At 61.2% G+C, this 23,039-nt stretch carries 21 protein-coding genes; 11 read left to right on the forward strand and 10 right to left on the reverse strand.

The genetic code is table 11. The annotated features are described in order from the left end of the window. Positions 1-80: 80 nt before the first annotated feature. Positions 81-935: a sulfurtransferase gene (locus K5R88_RS19135; protein ID WP_226298197.1), complete on the reverse strand. Its 855-nt coding sequence runs from the start codon at positions 933-935 to the stop codon at positions 81-83. 33 nt (positions 936-968) lie between these two features. Continuing rightward, positions 969-1,640, reverse strand: coding sequence for a TetR/AcrR family transcriptional regulator (locus tag K5R88_RS19140; protein ID WP_008026133.1), 672 nt, complete (start codon positions 1,638-1,640; stop codon positions 969-971). Positions 1,641-1,786: 146 nt separating this feature from the next. On the opposite strand from K5R88_RS19140, the gene K5R88_RS19145 reads away from it, so the two are divergent. The 5 genes from K5R88_RS19145 (at position 1,787) to K5R88_RS19165 (ending at position 6,554) form a co-directional block, all read left to right on the forward strand. After that, on the forward strand, positions 1,787-3,217 hold the full coding sequence (locus K5R88_RS19145) for a coniferyl aldehyde dehydrogenase (RefSeq protein ID WP_008040788.1): 1,431 nt from the start codon (positions 1,787-1,789) through the stop codon (positions 3,215-3,217). Between the two features lie 28 nt (positions 3,218-3,245). Continuing rightward, positions 3,246-3,791: a twin-arginine translocation pathway signal protein gene (locus tag K5R88_RS19150; RefSeq protein WP_192227538.1), complete on the forward strand. Its 546-nt coding sequence runs from the start codon at positions 3,246-3,248 to the stop codon at positions 3,789-3,791. 133 nt (positions 3,792-3,924) lie between these two features. Next, positions 3,925-5,520: a GMC family oxidoreductase gene (locus tag K5R88_RS19155; protein WP_226298198.1), complete on the forward strand. Its 1,596-nt coding sequence runs from the start codon at positions 3,925-3,927 to the stop codon at positions 5,518-5,520. Between the two features lie 115 nt (positions 5,521-5,635). Continuing rightward, positions 5,636-6,115, forward strand: a complete 480-nt coding sequence (coaD, locus tag K5R88_RS19160; protein WP_003177462.1) for a pantetheine-phosphate adenylyltransferase — start codon at positions 5,636-5,638, stop codon at positions 6,113-6,115. A gap of 187 nt (positions 6,116-6,302) precedes the next feature. After that, the gene (locus K5R88_RS19165) at positions 6,303-6,554 is read left to right on the forward strand and encodes a YfhL family 4Fe-4S dicluster ferredoxin (RefSeq protein WP_003195146.1); all 252 of its coding nucleotides are present in this window, start codon (positions 6,303-6,305) and stop codon (positions 6,552-6,554) included. A 102-nt stretch (positions 6,555-6,656) separates the two neighbouring features. On the opposite strand, the gene K5R88_RS19170 is transcribed toward K5R88_RS19165, so the two are convergent. The 3 genes from K5R88_RS19170 to K5R88_RS19180 are packed head-to-tail and all read right to left on the reverse strand — an operon-like array spanning position 6,657 to position 8,691. Continuing rightward, positions 6,657-6,980 carry a hypothetical protein gene (locus K5R88_RS19170; RefSeq protein WP_008026125.1) on the reverse strand — a complete coding sequence of 108 codons (324 nt, stop codon included), beginning with the start codon at positions 6,978-6,980 and terminating at the stop codon, positions 6,657-6,659. Between the two features lie 53 nt (positions 6,981-7,033). Then, positions 7,034-7,846, reverse strand: coding sequence for a bifunctional DNA-formamidopyrimidine glycosylase/DNA-(apurinic or apyrimidinic site) lyase (gene mutM / locus K5R88_RS19175; protein WP_008026119.1), 813 nt, complete (start codon positions 7,844-7,846; stop codon positions 7,034-7,036). Between the two features lie 29 nt (positions 7,847-7,875). After that, entirely contained in the window at positions 7,876-8,691 is an 816-nt protein-coding gene (locus K5R88_RS19180; protein ID WP_192227639.1) for an HDOD domain-containing protein, read from the reverse strand. 316 nt (positions 8,692-9,007) lie between these two features. On the opposite strand from K5R88_RS19180, the gene K5R88_RS19185 reads away from it, so the two are divergent. From K5R88_RS19185 to ilvD, 3 genes are all read left to right on the forward strand, one after another. Next, positions 9,008-10,204, forward strand: a complete 1,197-nt coding sequence (locus K5R88_RS19185; protein WP_008026111.1) for a class I SAM-dependent rRNA methyltransferase — start codon at positions 9,008-9,010, stop codon at positions 10,202-10,204. Positions 10,205-10,410: 206 nt separating this feature from the next. After that, positions 10,411-11,610: an MFS transporter gene (locus tag K5R88_RS19190; RefSeq protein ID WP_226298199.1), complete on the forward strand. Its 1,200-nt coding sequence runs from the start codon at positions 10,411-10,413 to the stop codon at positions 11,608-11,610. Between the two features lie 258 nt (positions 11,611-11,868). Beyond that, the gene (gene ilvD, locus K5R88_RS19195) at positions 11,869-13,710 is read left to right on the forward strand and encodes a dihydroxy-acid dehydratase (RefSeq protein ID WP_226298200.1); all 1,842 of its coding nucleotides are present in this window, start codon (positions 11,869-11,871) and stop codon (positions 13,708-13,710) included. Positions 13,711-13,901: 191 nt separating this feature from the next. Here the strand turns inward: ilvD and K5R88_RS19200 are convergent, their stop codons facing one another. After that, positions 13,902-14,957: a hypothetical protein gene (locus K5R88_RS19200; RefSeq protein WP_008026105.1), complete on the reverse strand. Its 1,056-nt coding sequence runs from the start codon at positions 14,955-14,957 to the stop codon at positions 13,902-13,904. A gap of 240 nt (positions 14,958-15,197) precedes the next feature. Here K5R88_RS19200 and K5R88_RS19205 point away from each other — a divergent pair, with 240 nt between their 5' ends. Next, positions 15,198-16,589 carry an L-cystine transporter gene (locus K5R88_RS19205; RefSeq protein ID WP_223449991.1) on the forward strand — a complete coding sequence of 464 codons (1,392 nt, stop codon included), beginning with the start codon at positions 15,198-15,200 and terminating at the stop codon, positions 16,587-16,589. A 122-nt stretch (positions 16,590-16,711) separates the two neighbouring features. On the opposite strand, the gene K5R88_RS19210 is transcribed toward K5R88_RS19205, so the two are convergent. Then, entirely contained in the window at positions 16,712-17,224 is a 513-nt protein-coding gene (locus K5R88_RS19210) for a dihydrofolate reductase (protein WP_226298201.1), read from the reverse strand. A 99-nt stretch (positions 17,225-17,323) separates the two neighbouring features. Between K5R88_RS19210 and K5R88_RS19215 the strand changes: the two genes are divergently transcribed. After that, positions 17,324-18,694, forward strand: a complete 1,371-nt coding sequence (locus K5R88_RS19215; RefSeq protein ID WP_226298202.1) for a DUF2868 domain-containing protein — start codon at positions 17,324-17,326, stop codon at positions 18,692-18,694. After that, entirely contained in the window at positions 18,687-20,063 is a 1,377-nt protein-coding gene (locus tag K5R88_RS19220) for a GTPase/DUF3482 domain-containing protein (protein WP_192227532.1), read from the forward strand. The genes K5R88_RS19215 and K5R88_RS19220 overlap by 8 nt, the downstream gene beginning before the upstream one ends. Before the next feature lie 112 nt (positions 20,064-20,175). Here the strand turns inward: K5R88_RS19220 and K5R88_RS19225 are convergent, their stop codons facing one another. From K5R88_RS19225 to K5R88_RS19235, 3 genes are all read right to left on the reverse strand, one after another. Further along, positions 20,176-20,733: a phosphonate degradation HD-domain oxygenase gene (locus tag K5R88_RS19225; RefSeq protein WP_226298203.1), complete on the reverse strand. Its 558-nt coding sequence runs from the start codon at positions 20,731-20,733 to the stop codon at positions 20,176-20,178. Continuing rightward, positions 20,733-21,866 (reverse strand): TIGR03364 family FAD-dependent oxidoreductase, encoded by a 1,134-nt coding sequence (locus tag K5R88_RS19230; RefSeq protein WP_226298204.1) that lies wholly within the window; start codon positions 21,864-21,866, stop codon positions 20,733-20,735. The genes K5R88_RS19225 and K5R88_RS19230 overlap by 1 nt, the downstream gene beginning before the upstream one ends. A 119-nt stretch (positions 21,867-21,985) precedes the next feature. Beyond that, complete coding sequence (locus K5R88_RS19235; protein WP_008040773.1) at positions 21,986-23,011, reverse strand: putative 2-aminoethylphosphonate ABC transporter substrate-binding protein; 1,026 nt, start codon at positions 23,009-23,011, stop codon at positions 21,986-21,988. Positions 23,012-23,039: the final 28 nt, after the last annotated feature.

Below are 23,039 nucleotides of genomic sequence, written 5' to 3' on the forward strand. Positions count from 1 at the left end.
GGCGGAGTGTCAGCCGACGGAAATGTTGACTGAGACTCCGCTATCGCGAGCAGGCTCGCTCCTACAGGGAATTGCGGTGTTTATTCGCCGGTGGCGATTCCACGCGCGGGGTCGTTGATCCATTCGCTCCACGAGCCGGCATACAACGAACCCAACGGATATCCCGCGAGGCACAAGGCGAACAGGTTATGGCACGCCGTCACGCCGGAACCGCAATACGCCACCAGATCGGTCGGCGAACGTTGACCGAGTTTCGCGGCAAAGCGCTGCTTGAGCTGATCGGCCGGCAGAAAACGCCCGTCGCTGCCAAGGTTATCGGTGAACGCCGCACATTGCGCGCCGGAAATGTGCCCGGCAATCGGGTCGATCGGCTCCACTTCACCCTTGAAGCGCGGCAAGGCGCGGGCATCGAGCAAGGTCAAATCGGGCTGGCCGAGACGGTGCTGAAGCTGTTCGGCGTTCAACAGCAGCGTATTGTCCGGCGTTCCCGCGAAGGTGCCACGTTCAATACCGGGCGCATCAAGGCTCAAGGGCAAACCCGCCGCGTGCCAGGCCTTGAGCCCGCCATCGAGGATAAACACGCCGTCACGCTTGCCCAGCCAGGCCAGCAACCACCACGCCCGCGCCGCGTAGGCACCGGGGCCGTCGTCATACAAAACCACATCGCTATCGGCATTGATGCCCCAGGCTTGCAGGCGTTCGATCAAGTCCGCAGGTTGCGGCAACGGATGGCGCCCGGTCACGCCCTTGACCACCGCTCCGCTCAAATCACGCTCAAGATCAGCGAAGCTCGACCCGGCGATATGCCCTTCGGCATAACTGCGCTGGCCGTAGTCCGGGTCTTCGAGGGCAAAACGACAATCAAGAATCACCAACCCCGGCTGGTCCTTTTTCAGGTCCAGTGCTTGCGGGCTGATCAGTTGCGCAATGGGCATAACGGGCTCCTGTGAGATGGTCGATTTTGAATCCTACTGCACTTCTTCCAGCGCCTGGGCCAGCGGCACGTAAAACTCCTCGTACAGCGCGTTCACCGCATCGCGAGACTGATCGGTGACAAAACCGGCCTCCAGCACCAGCACCTGATACACGCCGCGTTTGATCGCCTGCTCGCTCAGGTGATTGGAATTTTCCCGCGTGGTGCACAGGAAACGCACCCAGGACGTGAGGATGATCCACGCATTGAGCGTCAGGGATTCAATCTGCACCTTATCCATGGACAGGATGCCGGCCTCGACGAATCCCGCGTAGATGTGCGTGCCATAGATCAGGCAGCGCTGGGAAAAACGCCGATAACGGGCGGCGAGTTCCGGATCGCTGTCGAGCAAGTGCTCGAGATCACGATGTAAAAACCGGTAGCGCCACATCGCCGCCAGCAACTCCTGAAGGTAGAAGCGCTTGTCTTCAACCGTCGCGGCGCGCCCCTGGGGCGGGCGCAGGAAGCTGTCCACCAGGCTTTCGTACTCACTGAACAGCACGGCGATGATCGCCTGCTTGTTGGGGAAGTGGTAGTAGAGGTTGCCCGGAGAAATGTCCATGTGGGCAGCAATGTGGTTGGTGCTGATGCTGCGCTCACCTTGCTGGTTGAACAGCTCCAGGCTGTTCTGCACGATGCGCTCGCTGGTTTTGATCCGAGGGGCCATGGCTTGAGCTTTAATTCAGAGTGCGTTGAGGGGCATCTTACGACCTAACCGCGAGCGGATAAAACAACGCGATGTCAGGATCTCATTTGACTTTATAGAGCATAGACTCTAAAAAGTTCTTCACTACAATAAATCCGGAGCCGACCATGACTGCTGACATCGCCTACCTGCAGAAGCTGCAGCAGCCCCTGGAGGAACTTCAAAACCGCTTCGACGATCAGCGCGCAGCCTATGCCGCCAACCCGATGCCGCCCGCCGCCCAGCGACTTCAATGGCTCAAAGCCCTGCGCGATTTGTTGAGCAATGAACGTCAGGCACTGATCGATGCGATCAGCCAGGACTTCAGCCACCGCAGCGCCGATGAAACCCTGCTCGCCGAACTGATGCCCAGCCTGCACGGCATTCACTATGCCAGTCAGCACCTCAAAGGCTGGATGAAACCCTCGCGACGCAAGGTCGGCGTGGCCTTTCAGCCGGCCTCGGCGAAAGTCGTTTACCAGCCGCTGGGCGTGGTCGGGGTGATCGTGCCGTGGAACTACCCGCTGTTTCTGGCCATCGGCCCTTTGGTTGGCGCGTTGTCGGCGGGCAATCGGGTGATGCTCAAACTCAGCGAATCAACCCCTGCCACCGGCCTGTTGCTCAAGGAATTGCTCGGCCGGATCTTCCCCGAAGACCTGGTTTGCGTGGTGCTCGGCGAGGCCGATATCGGCGTGGCGTTCTCCCGCCTGCGTTTCGATCACCTGCTGTTCACCGGTGCCACCAGCATCGGCAAACACGTGATGCGCGCGGCGGCCGAGAACCTGACGCCGGTAACGCTGGAACTGGGCGGCAAGTCCCCGGCCATCGTCTCTCGTGATGTGCCGTTGAAGGACGCCGCTGAACGCATTGCGTTCGGCAAGACGCTCAACGCCGGGCAAACCTGCGTCGCCCCGGACTACGTAATGGTGCCGGAAGACCGCGTGGGTTCTTTCGTCGAAGCCTACCGTCAGGCGGTTCGCGGGTTTTATCCGACACTGGCTGACAACCCTGACTACACCGCGATCATCAATGACCGACAACTGGCCCGGCTCAACGGCTACATCAGCGACGCCACCAGCAAGGGCGCGCTGCTGATTCCGCTGTTCGACCAGGGCCAGGGCCGACGCATGAGCCACAGCCTGCTGCTGAACGTCACCGACGAGATGATGGTGATGCAGGACGAAATCTTCGGTCCGCTGCTGCCGATCGTTCCGTACAAGGATCTGGATGAAGCGTTTGCCTACATCAACCAGCGACCTCGTCCGCTGGCGCTGTATTACTTCGGCTACGACAAGCGCGAACAAAACCGCGTCCTGCACGAGACCCATTCCGGAGGCGTGTGCCTGAACGACACGTTGCTGCACGTCGCGCAGGACGACATGCCCTTCGGCGGCATCGGCCCCTCGGGCATGGGCCATTACCACGGCCACGAAGGTTTCCTGACCTTCAGCAAGGCCAAAGGTGTGCTGATCAAACAGCGTTTCAACGCGGCGAAACTGATCTACCCGCCGTACGGAAAAACCATTCAGAAACTGATCCAGAAGCTGTTTATCCGCTAACGACCTTCACCGCCGGGTAATAACAATAATGAGCCCAAGCCTGTCCGATACACCCGCGCTGTCACGGCGCGGCCTGCTTAAATTCAGCCTTGGCGCGAGCGCGTTTCTCGCCACAGCCGGACTCGGCGCGAGCCTCAGCGGGTGTTCGTCGAGCATCCCGGCCAGCGGTTTCGCGATCCTGCGCAGCGGCGATCTGTTGTTTTTGCGGGCACTGATTCCGGTGATGCTCGATGGCGCCGTGGTCGCCGGGAAAATGCCGATGGCGCTCGACCAGACCTTGCACTGCCTGGATAACGGCCTGAATCACCTGTCGCCGGAAATGCTCAAGCTCACTCAGCAATTGTTCGATGTGCTGGGGATGGCCGTGACTCGCGGGCCGCTGACCGGGATCTGGGGCAGTTGGGAAAACGCCAGTGCCGATGAGATCCGGCACTTTCTTGATCGCTGGGAAAACAGCTCGTTGAGTCTGTTGCGCATGGGGCATAGCTCGTTGCTGCAACTGGTGATGATGGCGTGGTACAGCCGGGCTGAGTCGTGGGCGCATTGTGGGTATCCCGGGCCGCCAACCGTTTAAGACCGAGTTGGCCCCTTCGCGGGCAAGCCTCGCTCCTACAGGGATCGCGCGCCCCCTGTAGGAGCGAGGCTTGCCCGCGAAGGCGGCCTGATGAACGACACATTTCTCAATATAAAAACAAGAGAACCCGAATATGCCCGTACCCGATCCTTTCCGCGAAGGCATGGCCCGTGGCTGGAAAACCCACAACGGCTCGCAACTGACCCAGGACCTGACCCTAGAAGCGGACGTGGCGATCATCGGCAGCGGCGCGGGCGGCGGCACCACCGCTGAAATCCTCAGCGCCGCCGGCTACAAGGTGCTGTTGATCGAAGAAGGTCCGCTCAAGACCAGCAGCGACTTCAAGATGCTTGAAGACCAGGCCTACACCAGCCTCTATCAGGAAGGCATCGGCCGCATGAGCAAGGACGGCGCGATCACCATCCTTCAGGGCCGCGCAGTGGGCGGCACCACGCTGATCAACTGGACCTCGAGTTTCCGCACGCCGGAGCCGACGCTCGAACACTGGGCCAGGGAGCACAACGTCAAAGGCCACAGCCCGGCCGAGATGGCGCCATGGTTCGAGAAAATGGAGCAACGTCTGGGCGTCGCACCCTGGAGGGTCCCGCCGAACGCCAACAACGACGTGATTCGCAAAGGATGCGAGCAGCTCGGCTACAGCTGGCACGTGATCCCGCGCAACGTGCGCGGCTGCTGGAACCTTGGCTACTGCGGCATGGGCTGCCCGACCAACGCCAAGCAATCGATGATGGTCACAACGATTCCGGCGACCCTGGAAAAGGGTGGCGAGCTGCTTTACCTGGCCCGCGCCGAGAAACTGATGATCAAGGACGGCAAGGTCGCCGGCCTGCAATGCGTGGCGATGGATGACCGCTGCGTCGCCCCCACGGGCAAGACAATCACGGTCAAGGCGCGGCATTACGTGCTGGCCGGCGGCGGCATAAACAGTCCCGCGTTGCTGTTGCGTTCCGACGCGCCCGATCCGCACAAACGTCTGGGCAAGCGCACCTTCCTGCATTTAGTGAACATGTCCGCCGGGCTGTTCGACGAGGTGATCAACCCGTTCTACGGCGCGCCGCAGTCGATCTATTCCGACCATTTTCAATGGCAGAACGGCACCACCGGCCCGATGGCCTACAAACTCGAAGTGCCGCCCCTGCACCCGGCGCTGGCGGCCACATTGCTCGGCGGTTTTGGCCAGGAAAGCGCCCGACACATGGAAAACCTGCCGCATACCCACGCCATGCTGGCGTTGCTGCGTGATGGCTTTCACCCGGACAGCCCCGGTGGCAGCGTCGAATTGCGCGGCGACAACACGCCCGTGCTCGATTATCAGGTTTCACCCTACGCCTGGGACGGTTTGCGCCGCGCCTTCCACAGCATGGCCGAGATCCAGTTCGCCGGCGGCGCCAAAGCCGTGATGCCGATGCACGCCGATGCGCGCTATGTGAAAACCCTGACCGAGGCGCGCACGCTGATCGACGGCCTGAGTCTTGAGTTGTATCGCACACGCTTGGGCAGTGCCCATGTGATGGGTGGTTGCGCCATGGGCGAAGACCCGAAAAACGCCGTGACCGACAGCCTCGGCCGGCATCATCAGCTCAGCAACCTGTCGATCCACGACGGCTCGCTGTTCCCCACCAGCATTGGCGCAAACCCGCAATTGTCGGTCTACGGGCTGACGGCGCAACTGGCGACTTCGTTGGCCGAACGTTTGAAAAACCCATGAAAAGAGCGAATATTCCTATCGTCTATAGTGCTTTCTTACCCAACAGGCGACTTGGCCGACCGGGAAGGCTGCGATACCATCCGACTCCCCAACGGACTCCCGCCAGGACGACGCGATGAACCGAGTGTTGTACCCAGGTACCTTCGACCCTATTACCAAGGGCCATGGCGATCTGGTCGAACGCGCCGCGCGCCTGTTCGATCATGTGATCATCGCCGTCGCCGCCAGCCCGAAGAAAAACCCGTTGTTTCCCCTGGAACAGCGTGTGGAGCTGGCCCGCGAGGTCACTAAACATCTGCCGAACGTTGAAGTCGTCGGCTTTTCGACGCTGTTGGCGCATTTCGCCAAAGAGAAGAATGCCAACGTGTTCCTGCGTGGTTTGCGCGCGGTCTCGGACTTCGAATACGAATTTCAGCTGGCCAACATGAACCGTCAGTTGGCGCCGGATGTGGAAAGTCTGTTTCTTACACCGTCCGAGCGCTATTCGTTCATTTCCTCGACGCTGGTCCGTGAAATCGCGGCGTTGGGCGGCGATATCACCAAGTTCGTCCACCCTGCGGTGGCGGATGCCCTGACACTTCGATTTAAAAAATAACACCGCCTGTAGGAGCCGGCTTGCTGGCGATAGGACCGCTGCGATGTCTCAGACTGACCGCGGTGTTGCTATCGCCAGCAAGCCGGCTCCTACAGAACGTCGCGCCCGCGTGCACTGCGCTCTCCAATGCGGCACAATTGCGCATTGGTTTTTAGCGCCCGGGCCTGCCGCCCCGGCTGGAGTTAGCATGTCCCTGATCATCACCGACGATTGCATCAACTGCGACGTCTGCGAACCCGAGTGCCCGAACGCCGCCATTTCCCAGGGCGAAGAGATCTACGTGATCGACCCGAACCTGTGCACCCAGTGTGTCGGCCACTACGACGAACCTCAGTGCCAGCAGGTGTGCCCGGTGGATTGCATTCCACTGGACGAAGCGCATCCGGAGACTGAAGAGCAGTTGATGGAGAAGTACCGGAAGATTACCGGTAAGGCGTGATTCATTCGGCGTCTGTGAGGGCGCCTTCGCGGGCAAGCCTCGCTCCTACAGGGGTCGTGTAGATCCTGTAGGAGCGAGGCTTGCCCGCGAAGCTTTTAGGCTTCACTCCCGCTGCTCAAACCCTTCCCCGATACACCCCAGACACCTCACGAACGCCGCTTTCGCCGGGTCGACCACCAACGCCTGTCCCGCGTCGCCGACATTGCCGCCCAGCGCGGTAAACGGCAACGACACCACAAACGCCCCCGCGCCAATCACCGTTGCCACGACCAGCAAGGGTCGGGCAATCAGCAAGTCGCCGAGCATGGCGTACGCCGGGGGATTCTGGATGGTGTAGCGCGGGTCACCGCTGCCGGTATTGGCTGCCAGCGCTGGTGCACCGGCACTCAGCAGCCATACGACGGCAAGGGTTCGGAACAGGTTCATGGCACGGTCCTTCGACTAGGCAGTGAGAACACTGACTATAGACCGCAGGAATATCAGCTCTGGCAGCGCGGGCAAAAGACGCTGGCGCGCTGCCCGAGTTTGACTTCCCGCAGCTCTGTTCCGCAGACCTTGCACGGCTGACTGCCACGGCCGTACACGAACAATTCCTGCTGGAAATAACCGGGCTGACCGTCACCGCCGATAAAGTCGCGCAACGTCGTACCGCCGCGCTCGATGGCGGCGGCCAGGATGCGTTTGATCTCGATCGCCAATTTCAAATAGCGCGCCCGGGAAATGCTCTTGGCCTCGCGGCGCGGATCGATACCGGCCGCAAACAGCGCTTCGGTCGCGTAGATATTGCCCACGCCGACCACCACGGCGTTGTCCATGATGAACGGTTTGACCGCCATCGAACGCCCGCGAGACTGCTGGAACAAGCGCTCGCCGTCGAACAGGTCGGTCAACGGTTCCGGCCCCAGGCGAATCAGCAATTCATGGTTGAGCGGATCGAGGCTCCAGAGCATCGCGCCGAACCGTCGCGGGTCCGTGTAACGCAGGGCCAGGCCCGATTCCAGCTCGATATCCACATGCTCATGCTTGGCGGCCGGCAGGCCGACTTCCACCAGGCGCAGATTGCCCGACATGCCCAAGTGGCTGATCAGCGTGCCGACTTCGGCGTTGATCAGCAGGTACTTGGCGCGCCGCTCAACCAGCACGATACGCTGGCCGGAGAGCCGCACATCCAGGTCTTCAGGGATCGGCCAGCGCAGGCGACGGTCACGCACGATCACCCGGCTGACGCGTTGGCCTTCCAGGTACGGCGCAATACCGCGGCGGGTGGTTTCGACTTCCGGCAGTTCAGGCATGGTGCTCTCGAGTCAGGCGCTGACGGCACTCAGCGGTGAGTGCCGAGGTCGCGAATCGTTTGTTTGAGGGTTTCGAAGTCGTAGTCCGAGAGGCCCACGTAATCGAGTACCAGTGGCGCGATGGTGTTCCATTCATGGTCCTCGTTCTGGTTACCCAGTACCCGGTAAGACGCACAAATGTGCTCGGCCATTTTCAGGATCGCCAACAGGTTTTTCAGCTGGCTGTTGCGCGAAGACTCATCGCTGAAAATCGCCAGCGCATTGTGGTGATTGGCGATCGCCGTGCTCACATGCTCCGGCAGGCGCCAGGATTTGGCCGTGTAATAACCCACCACCGCATGGTTGGTATTGAACACCCTATTTTCCGTGTCCACCACGCGGCATTCGGCACTGGCGCTGGCGTAGGCTTCTTCCAGCGTGGTCATGTAGTCCGGGAAGCGTTGCAGCATCAGCGGCACGCCGCAGTCGTGGAACAGGCCCAGGGCGTACGCTTCATCGCCGGCCTGGACGCCGATGCGCTTGGCCAGGGTCAGGCAGGTCATCGCCACGTCTTGAGCGGTGTCCCAGAAACGGTTCAGGGTGACGATGGTGTCATCGTTCATTTCACCCTTGATCGACTGCGCGTTGATCAGATTGATGATCGAACGGCTGCCCAGCAGGTTCACCGCGCGCTGGATCGAGGCGATCTTGTTGCTCAAGCCGTAATACGGCGAGTTGACGATTTTCAGCAGGGCACCAGAGAGGCCCGGGTCCTGGGAGATCAGCTTGGCAATCACTTCCAGATCCGGATCGGGCATGTACTGCTCCATCTGCAGATCCACCATGATCTGCGGCTGGGCCGGCACGCTGATGCCTTGCAGGGACTGTTGGATCTGTTCGGTGGTCAGCTCTTGGGACATAAGTACACACTCTGGGACAGGCGCCGATTCTAACCTTTATAAAGTTGGATCCGACACACCGGCGGGCAACATCGGCCAAAGTTTCATTTCCGTGGAGCATTTGAAATTGCCTTCGCGGGCAAGCCTCGCTCCTACATTTGGAATGCGTCCCCCTGTAGGAGCGAGGCTTGCCCACGAAGGCGTCATCAGCGTTTCATCGCCCACCCGGCCCGCCACCACCTTCAACACGCTATACTCCCGCTCTTTTTTCCGGAGCGACGTCATGTCCCTGCCTAGCCTGCGCCTCAAAGCCAACGCCGACCGTCGCCTGCGAAACGGCCACTTGTGGGTCTACAGCAACGAAATCGACGTGGCCGCCACCCCGTTGCACGGCTTCAAAGCCGGCGACCAGGCGATCCTCGAAGCTGCCGGCGGCAAGCTGCTGGGCATCGTCGCCATGAGCCCGAACAACCTGATCTGCGCCCGTCTGCTGTCGCGCGACGTCAAGTTGCCGCTGGACAAATCGCTGCTGGTGCACCGCCTGAACGTCGCTCTGTCCCTGCGTGATCGCCTGTTCGACAAGCCGTTCTATCGCCTGGTCTACGGCGATTCCGACCTGCTGCCAGGCCTGGTGGTCGACCGCTTCGGCGACATCCTGGTGGTGCAGATCGCTTCGGCAACCATGGAAGCGCATAAAGACGACGTGATCGCGGCGCTGACCCAAGTGCTCAAGCCAAGCGGCATTCTGTTCAAGAACGACTCCGCCGCCCGCGACGCCGAAGGCCTCAACCGCTACGTCGAAACCGTGTTCGGCCTGGTGCCGGAGTGGGTCGCGCTGGAAGAAAACGGCGTGAAATTCGAAGCCCCGGTCATTCAAGGCCAGAAAACCGGCTGGTTCTACGATCACCGCATGAACCGCGCACGCCTGGCCCCGTACGCCAAAGGCAAACGCGTCCTCGACCTGTACAGCTACATCGGCGGTTGGGGCGTGCAAGCCGCAGCATTCGGCGCCAGTGAAGTGTTCTGCGTCGACGCGTCGGCCTTCGCCCTCGACGGCGTCGAGCGCAACGCCGCGCTGAACGGTTTCGCTGAAAAAATAACCTGCCTCGAAGGCGACGTCTTCGAAGCGCTGAAAGAACTGAAAGCCAGCGAAGAACGCTTCGACGTGATCGTGGCCGACCCGCCGGCGTTCATCAAACGCAAGAAAGACATGAAAAATGGCGAAGGCGCTTACCGTCGCCTGAACGAGCAAGCCATGCGCCTGCTCAGCAAGGACGGCATCCTGGTCAGCGCTTCGTGCTCGATGCACCTGCCGGAAGATGACCTGCAGAACATCCTGCTGACCAGCGCCCGCCACCTGGATCGCAACATCCAGATGCTGGAACGTGGCGGTCAGGGTCCGGATCATCCGGTACACCCGGCGATTGCTGAAACCCGCTACATCAAGAGCATCACCTGCCGGTTGCTGCCAAACAGCTAACCACTCGGAACTACTGTAGGAGCGAGCTCGCTCGCGATGGTCGTCAACGATAACGCTGGCTGCCTGACACCCCCCGCAGCCTGCTCGTTTTTCGCGAGCAGGCTCGCTCCTACAACGGTCTGAGAACAGTCCCACACCTCCTGCATTGACTTCCCTATTCATCAAGTTGACTCTCGGCTACCCCTCACGGATCGAGAGCGTTGTTGATGAACCCTTCCCCGCATACCGCGAAAAAATCGTCGCTCATCCTGCTTTTGATGACGATGACGCTACTGGGTGTTTTCCCGCTGGACGTGGTGCTCCCGTCCTTTCCCGCGCTTTCTGATTTCTTCCGGACCTCGGCGTCCGACATTGCCCTTTCGGTCAGCCTGTTTGCCATTGGCCTTGGGCTATCCGTGGTGCTGGTCGGACCGCTGTCGGACTTGTGGGGGCGCAAAACCCTTTTGCTGACTGGCATCGCCATCTCGATCGTCGGTGCAACGGGTTGCCTGGTTTCCAGCGAATACGGCTGGTTTCTGGTGTTTCGCGTCATTCAGGCTGTGGGTTGTGGCGCTTTCGTACTGTCGCAGGCACTGATTCAGGATCTGTTCGTCGGCAAGGAACAGGAACGGATGAGGATCTGGATGACCACCGCCGCCGGCGTGTTCATTTCCATATCGCCGCTGCTTGGCACCTGGTTGCAGATGCATCTGGACTGGCAGGGCAGCTTCTATGTCTTTATCGCACTGGCGGTCTTCGTCTGGATAAGGGCTGGCGTGATCCTCAAGGAAACCCCGCGCAGTCGCAATGCCGCACCCGGTCACTTTTTCAGTGCCTACTGGCGGCTATGCTCGGATTTTCGCTTCATGGGTTACTGGCTGATTTCGGCCCTGGCCTTCGCCTGCCATTTTTCATTCATCGTCATGTCGCCGATCATTTTCATGGAGCGCCTGGCACTCACGCCCTACGAATTCGCCTGGACATTGTTGCTGTATGGCGTGGCTTATGTGTTCGGCGGGATAGTTGCCAGCGCGCTGCATCGGCGTTTGCCGGCCAATTCACAGATAGTGATCGGCCTCGGCCTGATCGCATTGTCGGGGCTGGTCATGCTGTGGCTGGCGAATCAATTCGGGCTGACGGCCGCTGCGGTGCTGATCCCCATGCTCATCTGCACGGCCGGCACCACCATTGCCCGGCCTATCGCCAACTCCAAAGCCATGACCCTCTATCCACAGGATGCCGGTACGTCCTCCTCGGTCGGCGGCGTGATGATCTTCATGTGCGGCGGCGTGATCAGCGTGATGATCAATCTCGCGTCCGAAGACCTCACCACGGCGCTCGCCTTGTGTTTCCTGATCCTTAGCGTCGCGGGCCTGGGTTTGAACGCGCTGATCATGCAGCGCAATCTGGCACTGAACGCGAGTTGATTTACGCCGGTCGTCATCCGGCGCACGCCACCGGCGCCGGATCAGCGCTTCCCGGCATTCCCTCCAGCCGCCAGCCGTGTAGAATCGCGACATTCATCGCCAGTCATCCCCCGGCGGGTTTATGAGCTCAAGCTGAAGCGCGCGGCGATCCCGCAAAGTTATCGGCAACTTCCGGACACACGGCCATTTCTGAGTGTTCCAGACGTCAATAGAAGCTCACTTCCCTTTTGATACCTGATTAGCCGCCCGGAGTGCTTCATGCCTGATTACCGCTCGAAAACATCCACCCACGGCCGCAACATGGCCGGTGCCCGCGCATTGTGGCGCGCCACGGGGATGAAAGATGACGACTTCAAAAAGCCGATCATCGCCATTGCCAACTCGTTCACCCAGTTCGTACCGGGCCACGTCCACCTCAAGGACCTGGGCCAACTGGTCGCCCGCGAAATCGAACGCGCCGGCGGTGTTGCGAAAGAATTCAACACCATCGCCGTGGATGACGGCATCGCCATGGGCCACGACGGCATGCTGTATTCGCTGCCGAGCCGCGAGATCATCGCCGACTCCGTCGAGTACATGGTCAACGCCCACTGCGCCGACGCCATCGTCTGCATCTCGAACTGCGACAAGATCACCCCAGGCATGCTGATGGCGTCCCTGCGCCTGAACATCCCGGTGATCTTCGTGTCCGGCGGCCCGATGGAAGCCGGCAAGACCAAACTGGCCAGCCACGGTCTCGACCTCGTCGACGCCATGGTGATCGCCGCCGACTCCAGCGCTTCTGACGAGAAGGTTGCCGAGTACGAGCGCAGTGCCTGCCCGACTTGCGGTTCGTGCTCCGGCATGTTCACCGCCAACTCGATGAACTGCCTGGTTGAAGCGTTGGGGCTGGCCTTGCCGGGCAACGGTTCGACCCTCGCCACCCACAGCGACCGCGAGCAGCTGTTCCTGCAGGCCGGCCGCACCATCGTCGAGCTGTGCAAGCGTTACTACGGCGAGAACGACGAGTCGGTATTGCCGCGCAACATCGCCAACTTCAAGGCGTTCGAAAACGCCATGACCCTGGACATCGCCATGGGCGGTTCCACCAACACCATCCTGCACTTGCTGGCCGCCGCCCAGGAAGCCGAGATCGATTTCGACCTGCGCGACATCGACCGTCTTTCCCGTCACGTGCCGCAACTGTGCAAAGTCGCGCCGAACATCCAGAAGTACCACATGGAAGACGTGCACCGCGCCGGCGGGATCTTCAGCATCCTCGGTTCGCTGGCCCGTGGCGGCCTGCTGCACACCGACCTGCCGACCGTGCACAGCAAGTCCCTGGCCGAAGGCATCGCCAAGTGGGACATCACCCAGACCGACGACGAAGCCGTGCATCACTTCTTCAAGGCCGGCCCGGCGGGCATCCCGACGCAAACTGCATTCAGCCAGTCGACCCGTTGGGAAACCCTGGACGACGACCGTGAAAACGGCTGCATCCGCAGTGTCGAACACGCCTACTCGAAAGAAGGCGGCCTGGCCGTTCTCTACGGCAACATCGCGCTGGACGGCTGCGTAGTGAAAACCGCGGGCGTCGACGAGTCGATCCACGTGTTCGAAGGCAACGCAAAAATCTTCGAAAGCCAGGACAGCGCCGTACGCGGCATCCTCGCGGACGAAGTGAAGGCCGGCGACATCGTGATCATCCGTTACGAAGGCCCGAAAGGCGGCCCGGGCATGCAGGAAATGCTGTACCCGACGTCGTACCTGAAATCCAAAGGCCTGGGCAAAGCCTGCGCCCTGCTCACCGACGGCCGTTTCTCCGGCGGCACTTCGGGCCTGTCCATCGGCCACGCTTCGCCGGAAGCCGCTGCCGGTGGCGCGATTGGTCTGGTGCAGGACGGCGACAAAGTGCTGATCGACATTCCGAACCGCTCGATCAACCTGTTGGTCAGCGATGAAGAACTGGCCGGCCGCCGTGCCGAGCAGGATCAGAAAGGCTGGAAGCCGGTGGAGAAACGTCCACGTAAAGTGACCACCGCACTGAAAGCCTACGCCCTGCTGGCGACCAGCGCCGACAAGGGTGCCGTGCGTAACAAGGCGATGCTTGACGGGCTGTAAGCGTCAGTCGCAGAAATAAAAATGCCCCGCCAAGTGCGGGGCATTTTTTTGCCGGTCGTTTGATCTGCGTTATACGCAAATCCCTGTAGGAGCCGGCTTGCTGGCGATAGCGGTGTGTCAGCCGACCAATTTTTCGTCTGAAAAACCGCCATCGCCAGCAAGCCGGCTCCTACAGTTGATCGGTGTTGCAGTTACTGGATTTCTGCCGGCGTCACGATCACCCAGTTCTTGTCCGCCGTCACCGGCAACCCTTCCTTGGCCTGGGCCGCAGCGTGCTTGGCCATCATGCCGTTAATCTGGGTCATGTATTTGTCCTTGCGGTTGACCCACAAGTGGATGCCGCCCTTGGCCACGTCAACATCGTGGAACAGCATGTAACCGTCGCTGCTCGGGGTGTCGCCGCCGACCAGTACCGGTTTTTTCCATTCATCGATGTAGGTCAGGATCGCCGCGTGTTTACCGGCCATCCAGGTCGCCGGGGTCCACAGGTACGGGGTCAGTTCCAGGCCGAGGTTGGCCTTCTCGTCATACTTGCCAGCGGTGATCTGCTTGCGGGCCGTGGTCAACTCGCCGGACTTTTGATCCTTGAGCAGCAGGCTCACGCCGATCACGTTTTGCGGTTTGACGTTGTAGCCGTACTTCGGATCGGAGGCGACCATGCGCACCAGCTCTTCAGAAGCGGCGGTCATCACGTAGACCTCGATGCCGTTCTCCATCAGCTTGTTGTACAGCTCGGTTTGGCCGGTGAAGACTTTCGGCGGGTTGACGTCGAGCTTCTTGACCACGTCGCCTTCGTAATAGGTGGCCGGCACCGGTTTGCCGGACGCCATCAACTCGTCGACATAACCTTTGAGCTCTTGCAGGGTGAAACCGGAGAACACCTGGGCGACCCATGGGTAGCAAACCATGTCGTCGAGTTCGCAGAGGCGGTAGTAGTAGCTGAACAGGCTTTCCTTATGGTCGGCGGTGTCCTTGAACGGAATCAGTTTCAGGGAGGGATCGAGTTTCTCGCGGGTGATCAGGCCCTTGTTTTCCATGAACGGCAGCAGCGATTCTTCGAGGTCATAGCGGTAACTGGTGTTGTCCATGTCGAACACCGCGTAGTTACCTTTGTTGGCGTTGGCCGCGATCATCGCATCCAGTGCCTTGGCCTGATCGGCTGGCCAGTGCTTCAAATCCGTAGCGAAGGCCTGGCCGGCGAGGCCAATGCACAGTGCAGCGAGCAGAAATTTCGGTGCGAACTTCATCGATAGATCTCCCTGATTTAAAGACATCGACGCTAACAAATAAGTGTGACAGTCCCCGTCTGTCAGCGACGGCCAACGCACCTATCGCGCCAGCTGCATTCCTGTAAGCGACACCGGCTTATTCCAAAAACGACAGTCATCAGACTTTTTTGATATTAATTCATTGAAAATCAAGCTGTTAGGCTTGCCGGTTCGCAGCTGCCCCGGAAGGCAGTTGGCACATGTCTAATGGGAGTTCCAATGAATCTGCCGCTGATTCTCAATCTGCTGGTGTTCCTCGCCCTGCTCGTCGCACTGGCGCAAACCCGTCACACGACGTGGAGCCTGGCGAAAAAAGTCCTGCTCGCCCTGGTGTTGGGCGTGGTGTTCGGTGTCGCCTTGCACACCGTTTACGGTGCCGGAAACCCGGTGCTGAAAGCCTCGATCGGCTGGTTCGATCTGGTGGGCAACGGTTATGTGCAGTTGCTGCAAATGATCGTGATCCCGCTGGTGTTCGCCTCGATCCTCAGCGCCGTGGCCCGTCTGCACAACGCTTCATCGCTGGGCAAAATCAGTTTCCTGACCATCGGCACGCTGCTGTTCACCACCGCCATCGCGGCGCTGATCGGTATCGGTTTGACCAACCTGTTCGGCCTGACCGCTGAAGGCCTGGTCGCCGGCACACAGGAAATGGCCCGCCTGCAAACTATTCAGACCGACTACGCAGGTAAGGTTGCCGACCTGAATGTGCCGCAGCTGCTGTTGTCGTTCATCCCGCAAAACCCGTTCGCCGACCTCGCTCGTGCGAAGCCGACATCGATCATCAGCGTGGTGATTTTCGCCGCGTTCCTCGGGGTCGCAGCGCTGCAACTGCTGAAGGATGACGTCGAAAAAGGTCAGAAAGTGATCAACGCCATCGACACCCTGCAAGCCTGGGTGATGCGTCTGGTGCGTCTGGTGATGAAGCTGACTCCGTACGGCGTACTGGCGCTGATGACCAAAGTGGTCGCCGGTTCCAACCTGCAAGACATCATCAAGCTCGGCAGTTTTGTCGTGGTGTCCTACATCGGCCTGGGCCTGATGTTTGTAGTCCATGGCGTGCTGGTGTCGGTGGCCGGGATCAACCCGCTGCGGTTCTTCCGCAAGATCTGGCCGGTGCTGACGTTTGCTTTCACCAGCCGCTCCAGTGCGGCGACGATTCCGCTGAGCATCGAAGCTCAGACCAGCCGTCTGGGCATTCCGCAATCCATCGCCAGTTTCGCCGCTTCGTTCGGCGCGACCATTGGCCAGAACGGCTGTGCGGGATTGTATCCGGCGATGTTGGCAGTGATGGTTGCGCCGACCGTGGGCATCAACCCGCTCGACCCGCTGTGGATCGCGACGCTGGTGGCGATTGTGACCTTGAGTTCGGCCGGTGTGGCCGGCGTGGGCGGTGGTGCGACGTTCGCGGCGCTGATCGTGCTGCCGGCGATGGGCTTGCCGGTTTCACTGGTGGCGTTGCTGATTTCGGTTGAGCCGCTGATTGATATGGGGCGTACGGCGTTGAACGTGAGTGGTTCGATCACGGCCGGGGCGATTACCAGCCAGATCATGCAGCAGACCGATAAAGCGCTGCTGGATGCGGATGAGCATGCGGAGTTGGCTCACGCATAAGTTCTTTAGCGCCTGATCTGGCCTCATCGCCAGCAGGCTGGCTCCCACAGGGATTTTGGGTGTTCACACAATCTGTGTTTCACCTCAAACCCACTGTGGGAGCCAGCCTGCTGGCGATGCTTTTAGACTTTTTCCCAGACTTCGAAGTCGTACGCCGGTTTGTCGCCTTCAGCCGGATTCGGCACATTCGACACCAGCTTCCACTGCTTCAAATCAAACTCCGGAAACCACGCATCCCCTTCCGGGCTCAGCGCCACGCGCGTCAAATACAACCGGTCCGCCTGCGCCAACCCTTGCGCATACAACTGCGCGCCACCAATCAGCATCAACTCATCGACGCCCTGCTCTTTCGCCCATTCCTCTGCGCGAACCACGGCAGCCTCCAGCGACGGGTAAACCTCCGCGCCTTCCAGCACCAGATCCGCCTGACGGCTGACCACGATGTTCAACCGGCCCGGCAGCGGGCGACCGAGGGAATCCCAGGTCTTGCGACCCATGATGATCGGCTTGCCAAGGGTGGTGGCCTTGAAGTATTTGAAGTCCCCCGGCAAGTGCCAGGGCATGCTGTTGTCGACGCCGATCACACGGTTTTCACCGAGGGCTGCGATCAGGCTGAGGGGGAGTGATTTAGTCATGCCGGCGAGGATACCAGAGGCTCGGCTTCTCGCAACGTAGCCCCCCGACAAGCGCCACAGCGGTTATGCTCACAACTCAATTGAGCGACGGGATGCCGCGTGACTGAACTGAATACCCTCTGGTTGACGGAAACCATTCGCCTGCGCGAAGAACACGCCGGCCCTCTGGATGATCTGGAAGCCAACCGACTGGCTCGCACGGCGGGCGGCGATCTGCCGACACGGATTTCGCGCCGCGCCTTATGGCTGGCCGAGCGTGATGGGCTGACCGAAGCCCTCAGGCATTGGCTGCAAGGTGCGCGACTGGCGCTGTTGGTGTTGGCCGTGCTGGCCGTGGTCAGCGGCGCCGGCCTGGCGTTTGCCGCGCTGGGCGACGGGCAAACGCCGGTCAACGTGTTTTGGGCCTTGGGCAGCTTGCTCGGGCTGAACCTGATTCTGCTGTTGAGCTGGGCGCTGGGCCTGGTGTTTGCCGGTGAGCACGGCGCGACGCTGGGACGCTTGTGGTTGTGGCTCAGCGAAAAACTCGCCCGCGACGCCAAAGCCGCGCAACTGGCGCCCGCCCTGCTGTTGCTGCTGCAACGACAGAAACTCAATCGCTGGGCCCTCGGTGTGCTGGTCAATGGCTTGTGGTTGCTGGCGATGCTCAGTGCGTTGGTGATTGTGCTGATGCTGATGGCGACCCGGCGCTACGGCTTCGTCTGGGAAACCACCATCCTTGGCGGCGACACCTTCGTCGCCATGACCCAGGCTCTGGGCGCCCTGCCGGCTCTGTTGGGTTTCAGCGTGCCCACCGTGGAAATGATCCGCGCCAGCGGCGATGCCGCACTGAACATTGAAAGCGCTCGTCAGGCCTGGGCCGCGTGGCTGGTGGGCGTGTTGCTGGTCTACGGGGTTTTGCCGAGGTTGTTGTTGGCGCTGTTGTGCCTGTGGCGCTGGAAAAGAGGTCGCGCCATGTTGCGTCTGGACCTGAACCTGCCCGGCTACGCGCAACTGCGCGAACGCCTGATGCCGACCAGCGAACGCCTGGGCATCAGCGATGCGGCACCTGCGCAACTTCATCACGTGGAAAGCGGCGTCAGCGAGCTGCAAAGCGACGGCGCGTTGCTGGTGGCCATCGAGCTGGACGATCAACGGCCATGGCCGCCACCGCTGCCGAAAACCGTGAACGACGCGGGCATCCTCGACAGTCGCGAATCGCGCCACAAACTCCTGGAACAACTCAGCCGTTTCCCCCCGGCCCGCCTGCTCATCGCCTGCGATCCACGGCGTTCGCCGGACCGCGGCAGCCTCGCGCTGATCGCCGAACTGGCCCGCAACGCCAGTGCCACCCGCGTCTGGTTGCTGCAAGCGCCGCCCGGCGAAGCGCTGGATGCCGAGCGCCTCGGCGACTGGCACGTGGCGCTGCAACAGTTGGAGCTGCCCTTCGCCGATTGCGCGCCGCTGAACTGGCTGGAGACCGGTCATGACTAATCCGTGGAAAGCGCCGTTGAAGCTCGCGGTGGTCGGTCACACCAACGTCGGCAAAACCTCGTTGCTGCGCACGTTGACCCGTGATGTCGGTTTCGGCGAAGTCTCCCATCGCCCGAGCACCACGCGGCACGTCGAAGGTGCGCGGTTATCGGTGGACGGCGAGCCCTTGCTCGACCTGTTCGACACGCCTGGCCTGGAAGACGCCATCGCCCTGCTCGACTACCTCGAACGCCTGGAACGCCCCGGTGAACGCCTCGACGGTCCGGCGCGACTGGCGCGTTTTCTTGAAGGCAGCGAAGCGCGGCAGCGGTTCGAACAGGAAGCCAAGGTGCTGCGGCAACTGCTCACCTGCGACGCCGGCCTCTATGTGATCGACGCCCGCGAACCGGTGCTTTCCAAGTACCGCGACGAACTTGAAGTGCTGGCCAGTTGCGGCAAACCGCTGCTGCCGGTGCTGAATTTCGTCAGCAGCGCCAACCACCGCGAACCGGATTGGCGTGAAGCGTTGGCGCGTCTGGGCTTGCATGCCTTGGTGCGTTTCGACAGCGTGGCGCCGCCGGAGGATGGCGAGCGGCGACTGTATGAAAGCCTCGCGCTGTTGCTGGAAAATTCTCGCGAGCAACTGGAACGTTTGATCGCCGATCAGCAGGCCCAGCGCCTGGCCCGGCAACAAAGCGCGGCGCGGTTGATTGCCGAGTTGTTGATCGATTGTGCGGCGTGTCGGCGTAGCGTGGTCAGCGACGCCGAGCAGGAACAACAGGCGATCAGCGAACTGCGCAAAGCCGTTCGCCAACGGGAACAGCGCTGTGTCGAAGCGCTGCTCACGCTCTACGCCTTCCGCCCGCAAGACGCGGCGGCCAGTGATCTGCCGCTGCTCGATGGCCGCTGGGGCGATGACCTGTTCAACCCGGAAACCCTCAAGCAACTGGGCGTGCGCGTCGGCGGCGGTATCGCGGCGGGTGCAGCCGCCGGGGCCGGGGTGGATTTGCTGGTCGGCGGCTTGACCCTCGGCGCGGCGGCACTGGCCGGCGCGATTGCCGGCGGCGCCCTGCAAACCGCGCGCAGTTACGGCAGCCGGTTGCTGGGCAAGATCAAAGGTCAGCGTGAATTGACGGTCGATGACAGCGTGTTGCGGTTGTTGGCATTGCGGCAGCGGCAGTTGCTTCAGGCGCTGAATGCGCGTGGGCATGCGGCGATGGACAGCATCCAGGTCGCCACTCCACAGGACAAGAGCTGGCGCGAAGGCAAACTGCCCGAAGCCTTGAACAAGGCTCGGGCACATCCGCAGTGGTCGTCGCTGAATCCGCACGCGAAGTTGAATCAGGCGGAGCGGCAGGAGCAGATCGAGGTGTTGGCGCAGCAGCTCTGAATTTGCGGCGTCGGCTCTGACCCCATCGCGAGCAGGCTCACTCCCACAAGGAGTACGCGTTCCCCTGTGGGAGCGAGCCTGCTCGCGATGGGCGCAACTCGGTTCCAGGTGCCTACGCCGCCAACAGCCGCAATGCCTTCTCCCTCAAAATCTCAAGATCAATCACCGGCACCCACATTTCCTTGGCCAACTCATCCCAGTGCCGCATGCGCAAACTCACCGCGCACAACGGATCCTGTTCGAAAGCCTCAGCCTCGGCCTCGGTCATCACCCCGCCCTGATACTCCAGGGTCCGACGGCTGGCTTCACTCAGTCGCTCGTAGTACCCAGGCGTTTTGAGTGTCAGATAACGCTTGGCCTGAACGTGATATTCCACCAGCCGCGCCATGCGCTCGCTGAAACCTGCGCGCCGCAAATAATCGGCGCCCAACCGCTCGTGGCTGACCACGCCGAAGCCGCCCATGTTTTCGGCGCTGTCGGCACAGATATGGCCGATGTCGTGGAAGAACGCCGCCAGCACCACTTCATCATCGAAGCCTTCCGCCATGGCCAGTTGTGCAGCCTGGGACATGTGCTCGATCTGCGACACCGGTTCGCCGATGTAATCACTGTCGCCGAAGCGCTCATACAGCCCAAACACCTCGTCGATCACTTGCGCCTTGCGGTCCATCAACGCTCTCCCAATAACGTCGCGACATTACGTTCTGCCATCGCCGGCCCGACACTCATGCCGACGCCGGTGTGCATCAGTGCCACACTCACGCCCGGCATCGGTCGCAGGAACGAAAACGGTCCTGGCCCTCGGGAACCATAGACCCCCTGCCAGCGCTCGACCACTCGCACCTTGCAGCCCAGCGTCTGCTCGGCCAGTTCGATCATCCAGTCATCCACCTGCTCGGCATTGAACGGCGAAGGGTCGCTGCCGTAGTGGTGGGAATCGCCGATGATCAGCTCGCCGTGAGGCGTCGGACTGATCAGCAGGTGAATGCCGTTTTCATGCAAATGCGGTTGCTCGCGCAGGATCTGCGTCTGCACTGCCGCTGCTTCCGGCAGATCGGCGAAGGCGCCGTAATGCACGCAACTCAAACCGGTGAGCAGCGCATGTTGCAGGTTGAGGTTGATCTGCGGGCGGGCGCGGAGCATTTGCAGGCGGCAGATTTGCGGGTTGAGCGCGGCAATCGGCTCGGCCAGCAAGGTCTGATAATCGTGACCGGAGCAGACGATGATGTGCTCGGCGCTGAAAGTGCCGGCGGTGCTGTGCAGGCGGCCCGGTTCGATGTCGCGCACGAGGGTGGAGAAGTGAAACTCGACGTTCATTTCGCGGCGCAGGTAATCGATCAACGCCGGGATCGCTTCGCGGGAATACAGTTGCTGATCGTCCATGCCGTGCAGCGCAGCGCGGTGATGGCGGAACTGGCCGCCGTACAGGTCGCGCAGTGCGGCGCCGCGCAGCAGGTCGACGCGGTAACCGTGTTCCACGGCGCGGCCGGCGCAAAATACTTCCAGCAGGTGTTCTTCGGCTTCTGTGCGGGCAAACAAATACGAGCCGTTGCGCTTGAGTTGCAGGCCAGCCAGTTGCGCCCATTGGCCCCAGATCTCGCGGCTGGCTTTGGCCAGTTCGAGCATCGGGCCTGGCGGTTGGCCTGTGACGAGAGCCTGGCCGAAGTTGCGCACCGAGGCGCCCAAGGGCGTTTCGCTGCGTTCGAAAACCGTGACTTTCAGGCCGCGCCTGGCGGCGGCGTAGGCGTGGGACAGACCGAGGATGCCGGCGCCTACGATCAGCAGGTCGTTGTGTTGTGTCATCAAGAGATGTCCTGAATTTGAAGCCGCCTTCGCGGGCAAGCCTCGCTCCTACAGGGGGTACGCATTTCTCTGTAGGAGCGAGGCTTGCCCGCGAAGGGGCCCGTCAGCCGATGAAGATCTTACTTGGCAGCCACTTTCTCGGACTTGCCGTCATAGCGCTTGCGCCACTCGGTCAGGATTTCGTCGCGATTCTTCGACGCCCAGGCGAAGTCGTTCTTGATCAGGCGCTGCTCGTAATCCGCCGGCAATTCGGTCTGCGGCTTGGCGATACCCGGCTGAGCGAGGACGGCGAAGTTCTCTTTGTACAGCTCCATCGCCGCTGGGCTGGCCGAGAAGTCTGCCAGTTTCTTCGCCGCGTCTTCATGCGGTGTGCCCTTGATCACCGCCGTCGCTTCGATCTCCCAACCCAGGCCTTCTTTCGGCAGGATGATGTCCAGCGGTGCACCCTGGCGCTTCAACTGAACGGCCGGGTATTCAAAGGAAATACCAATCGGAAATTCACCCGCCGCTGCCAGTTTGCAAGGCTTGGAACCGGAGTGAACGTACTGGCCGATGTTCTGGTGCAGGTCGTCCATGTACTGCCAGCCCTGCTTCTCGCCGAAGGTTTGCAGCCAGGCGCTGACGTCGAGGAAACCGGTGCCGGACGAGGCCGGGTTCGGCATCACGATCTTGCCTTTGTACTCAGGCTTGGTCAGGTCCTGCCAGCTCACGGGTTTGGTCAAACCCTGCTTCTCTGCTTCGACGGTGTTGAAGCAAATGGTCGCGGCCCAGACGTCCATGCCAACCCAGGCTGGCGGGTTGGCGGCGTCGCGGTAGTTGCCGCCGATCTTGCCGAGGTCCTTCGGCGCGTAGCTTTGCAGCATGCCTTGCTGATCGAGAATCGCCAGGCTCGACGCCGCCAGGCCCCAGACGGCATCAGCCTGCGGGCGGGCTTTTTCGGCCAGCAGTTTGGCGGTGATGATGCCGGTGGAATCGCGCACCCACTTGATCTCGACGTCCGGGTTAGCCTTTTCGAAGGCTTCTTTGTAGGTCTTCAGTTGTTCGGCTTCGAGGGCGGTGTACACCGTCAACTCGGTTTTCGCCGCGAAGGCGTTCAGGCTGAAAGCGGTGAGGACAGCAGCGGCCAGGGCCAGGGGCTTGAACATGATCTTTTCCTGTTTTGAGTTGAGGTTG

The organism is Pseudomonas sp. MM213, assembly GCF_020423045.1.
GTDB classification, from domain to species: domain Bacteria; phylum Pseudomonadota; class Gammaproteobacteria; order Pseudomonadales; family Pseudomonadaceae; genus Aquipseudomonas; species Aquipseudomonas migulae.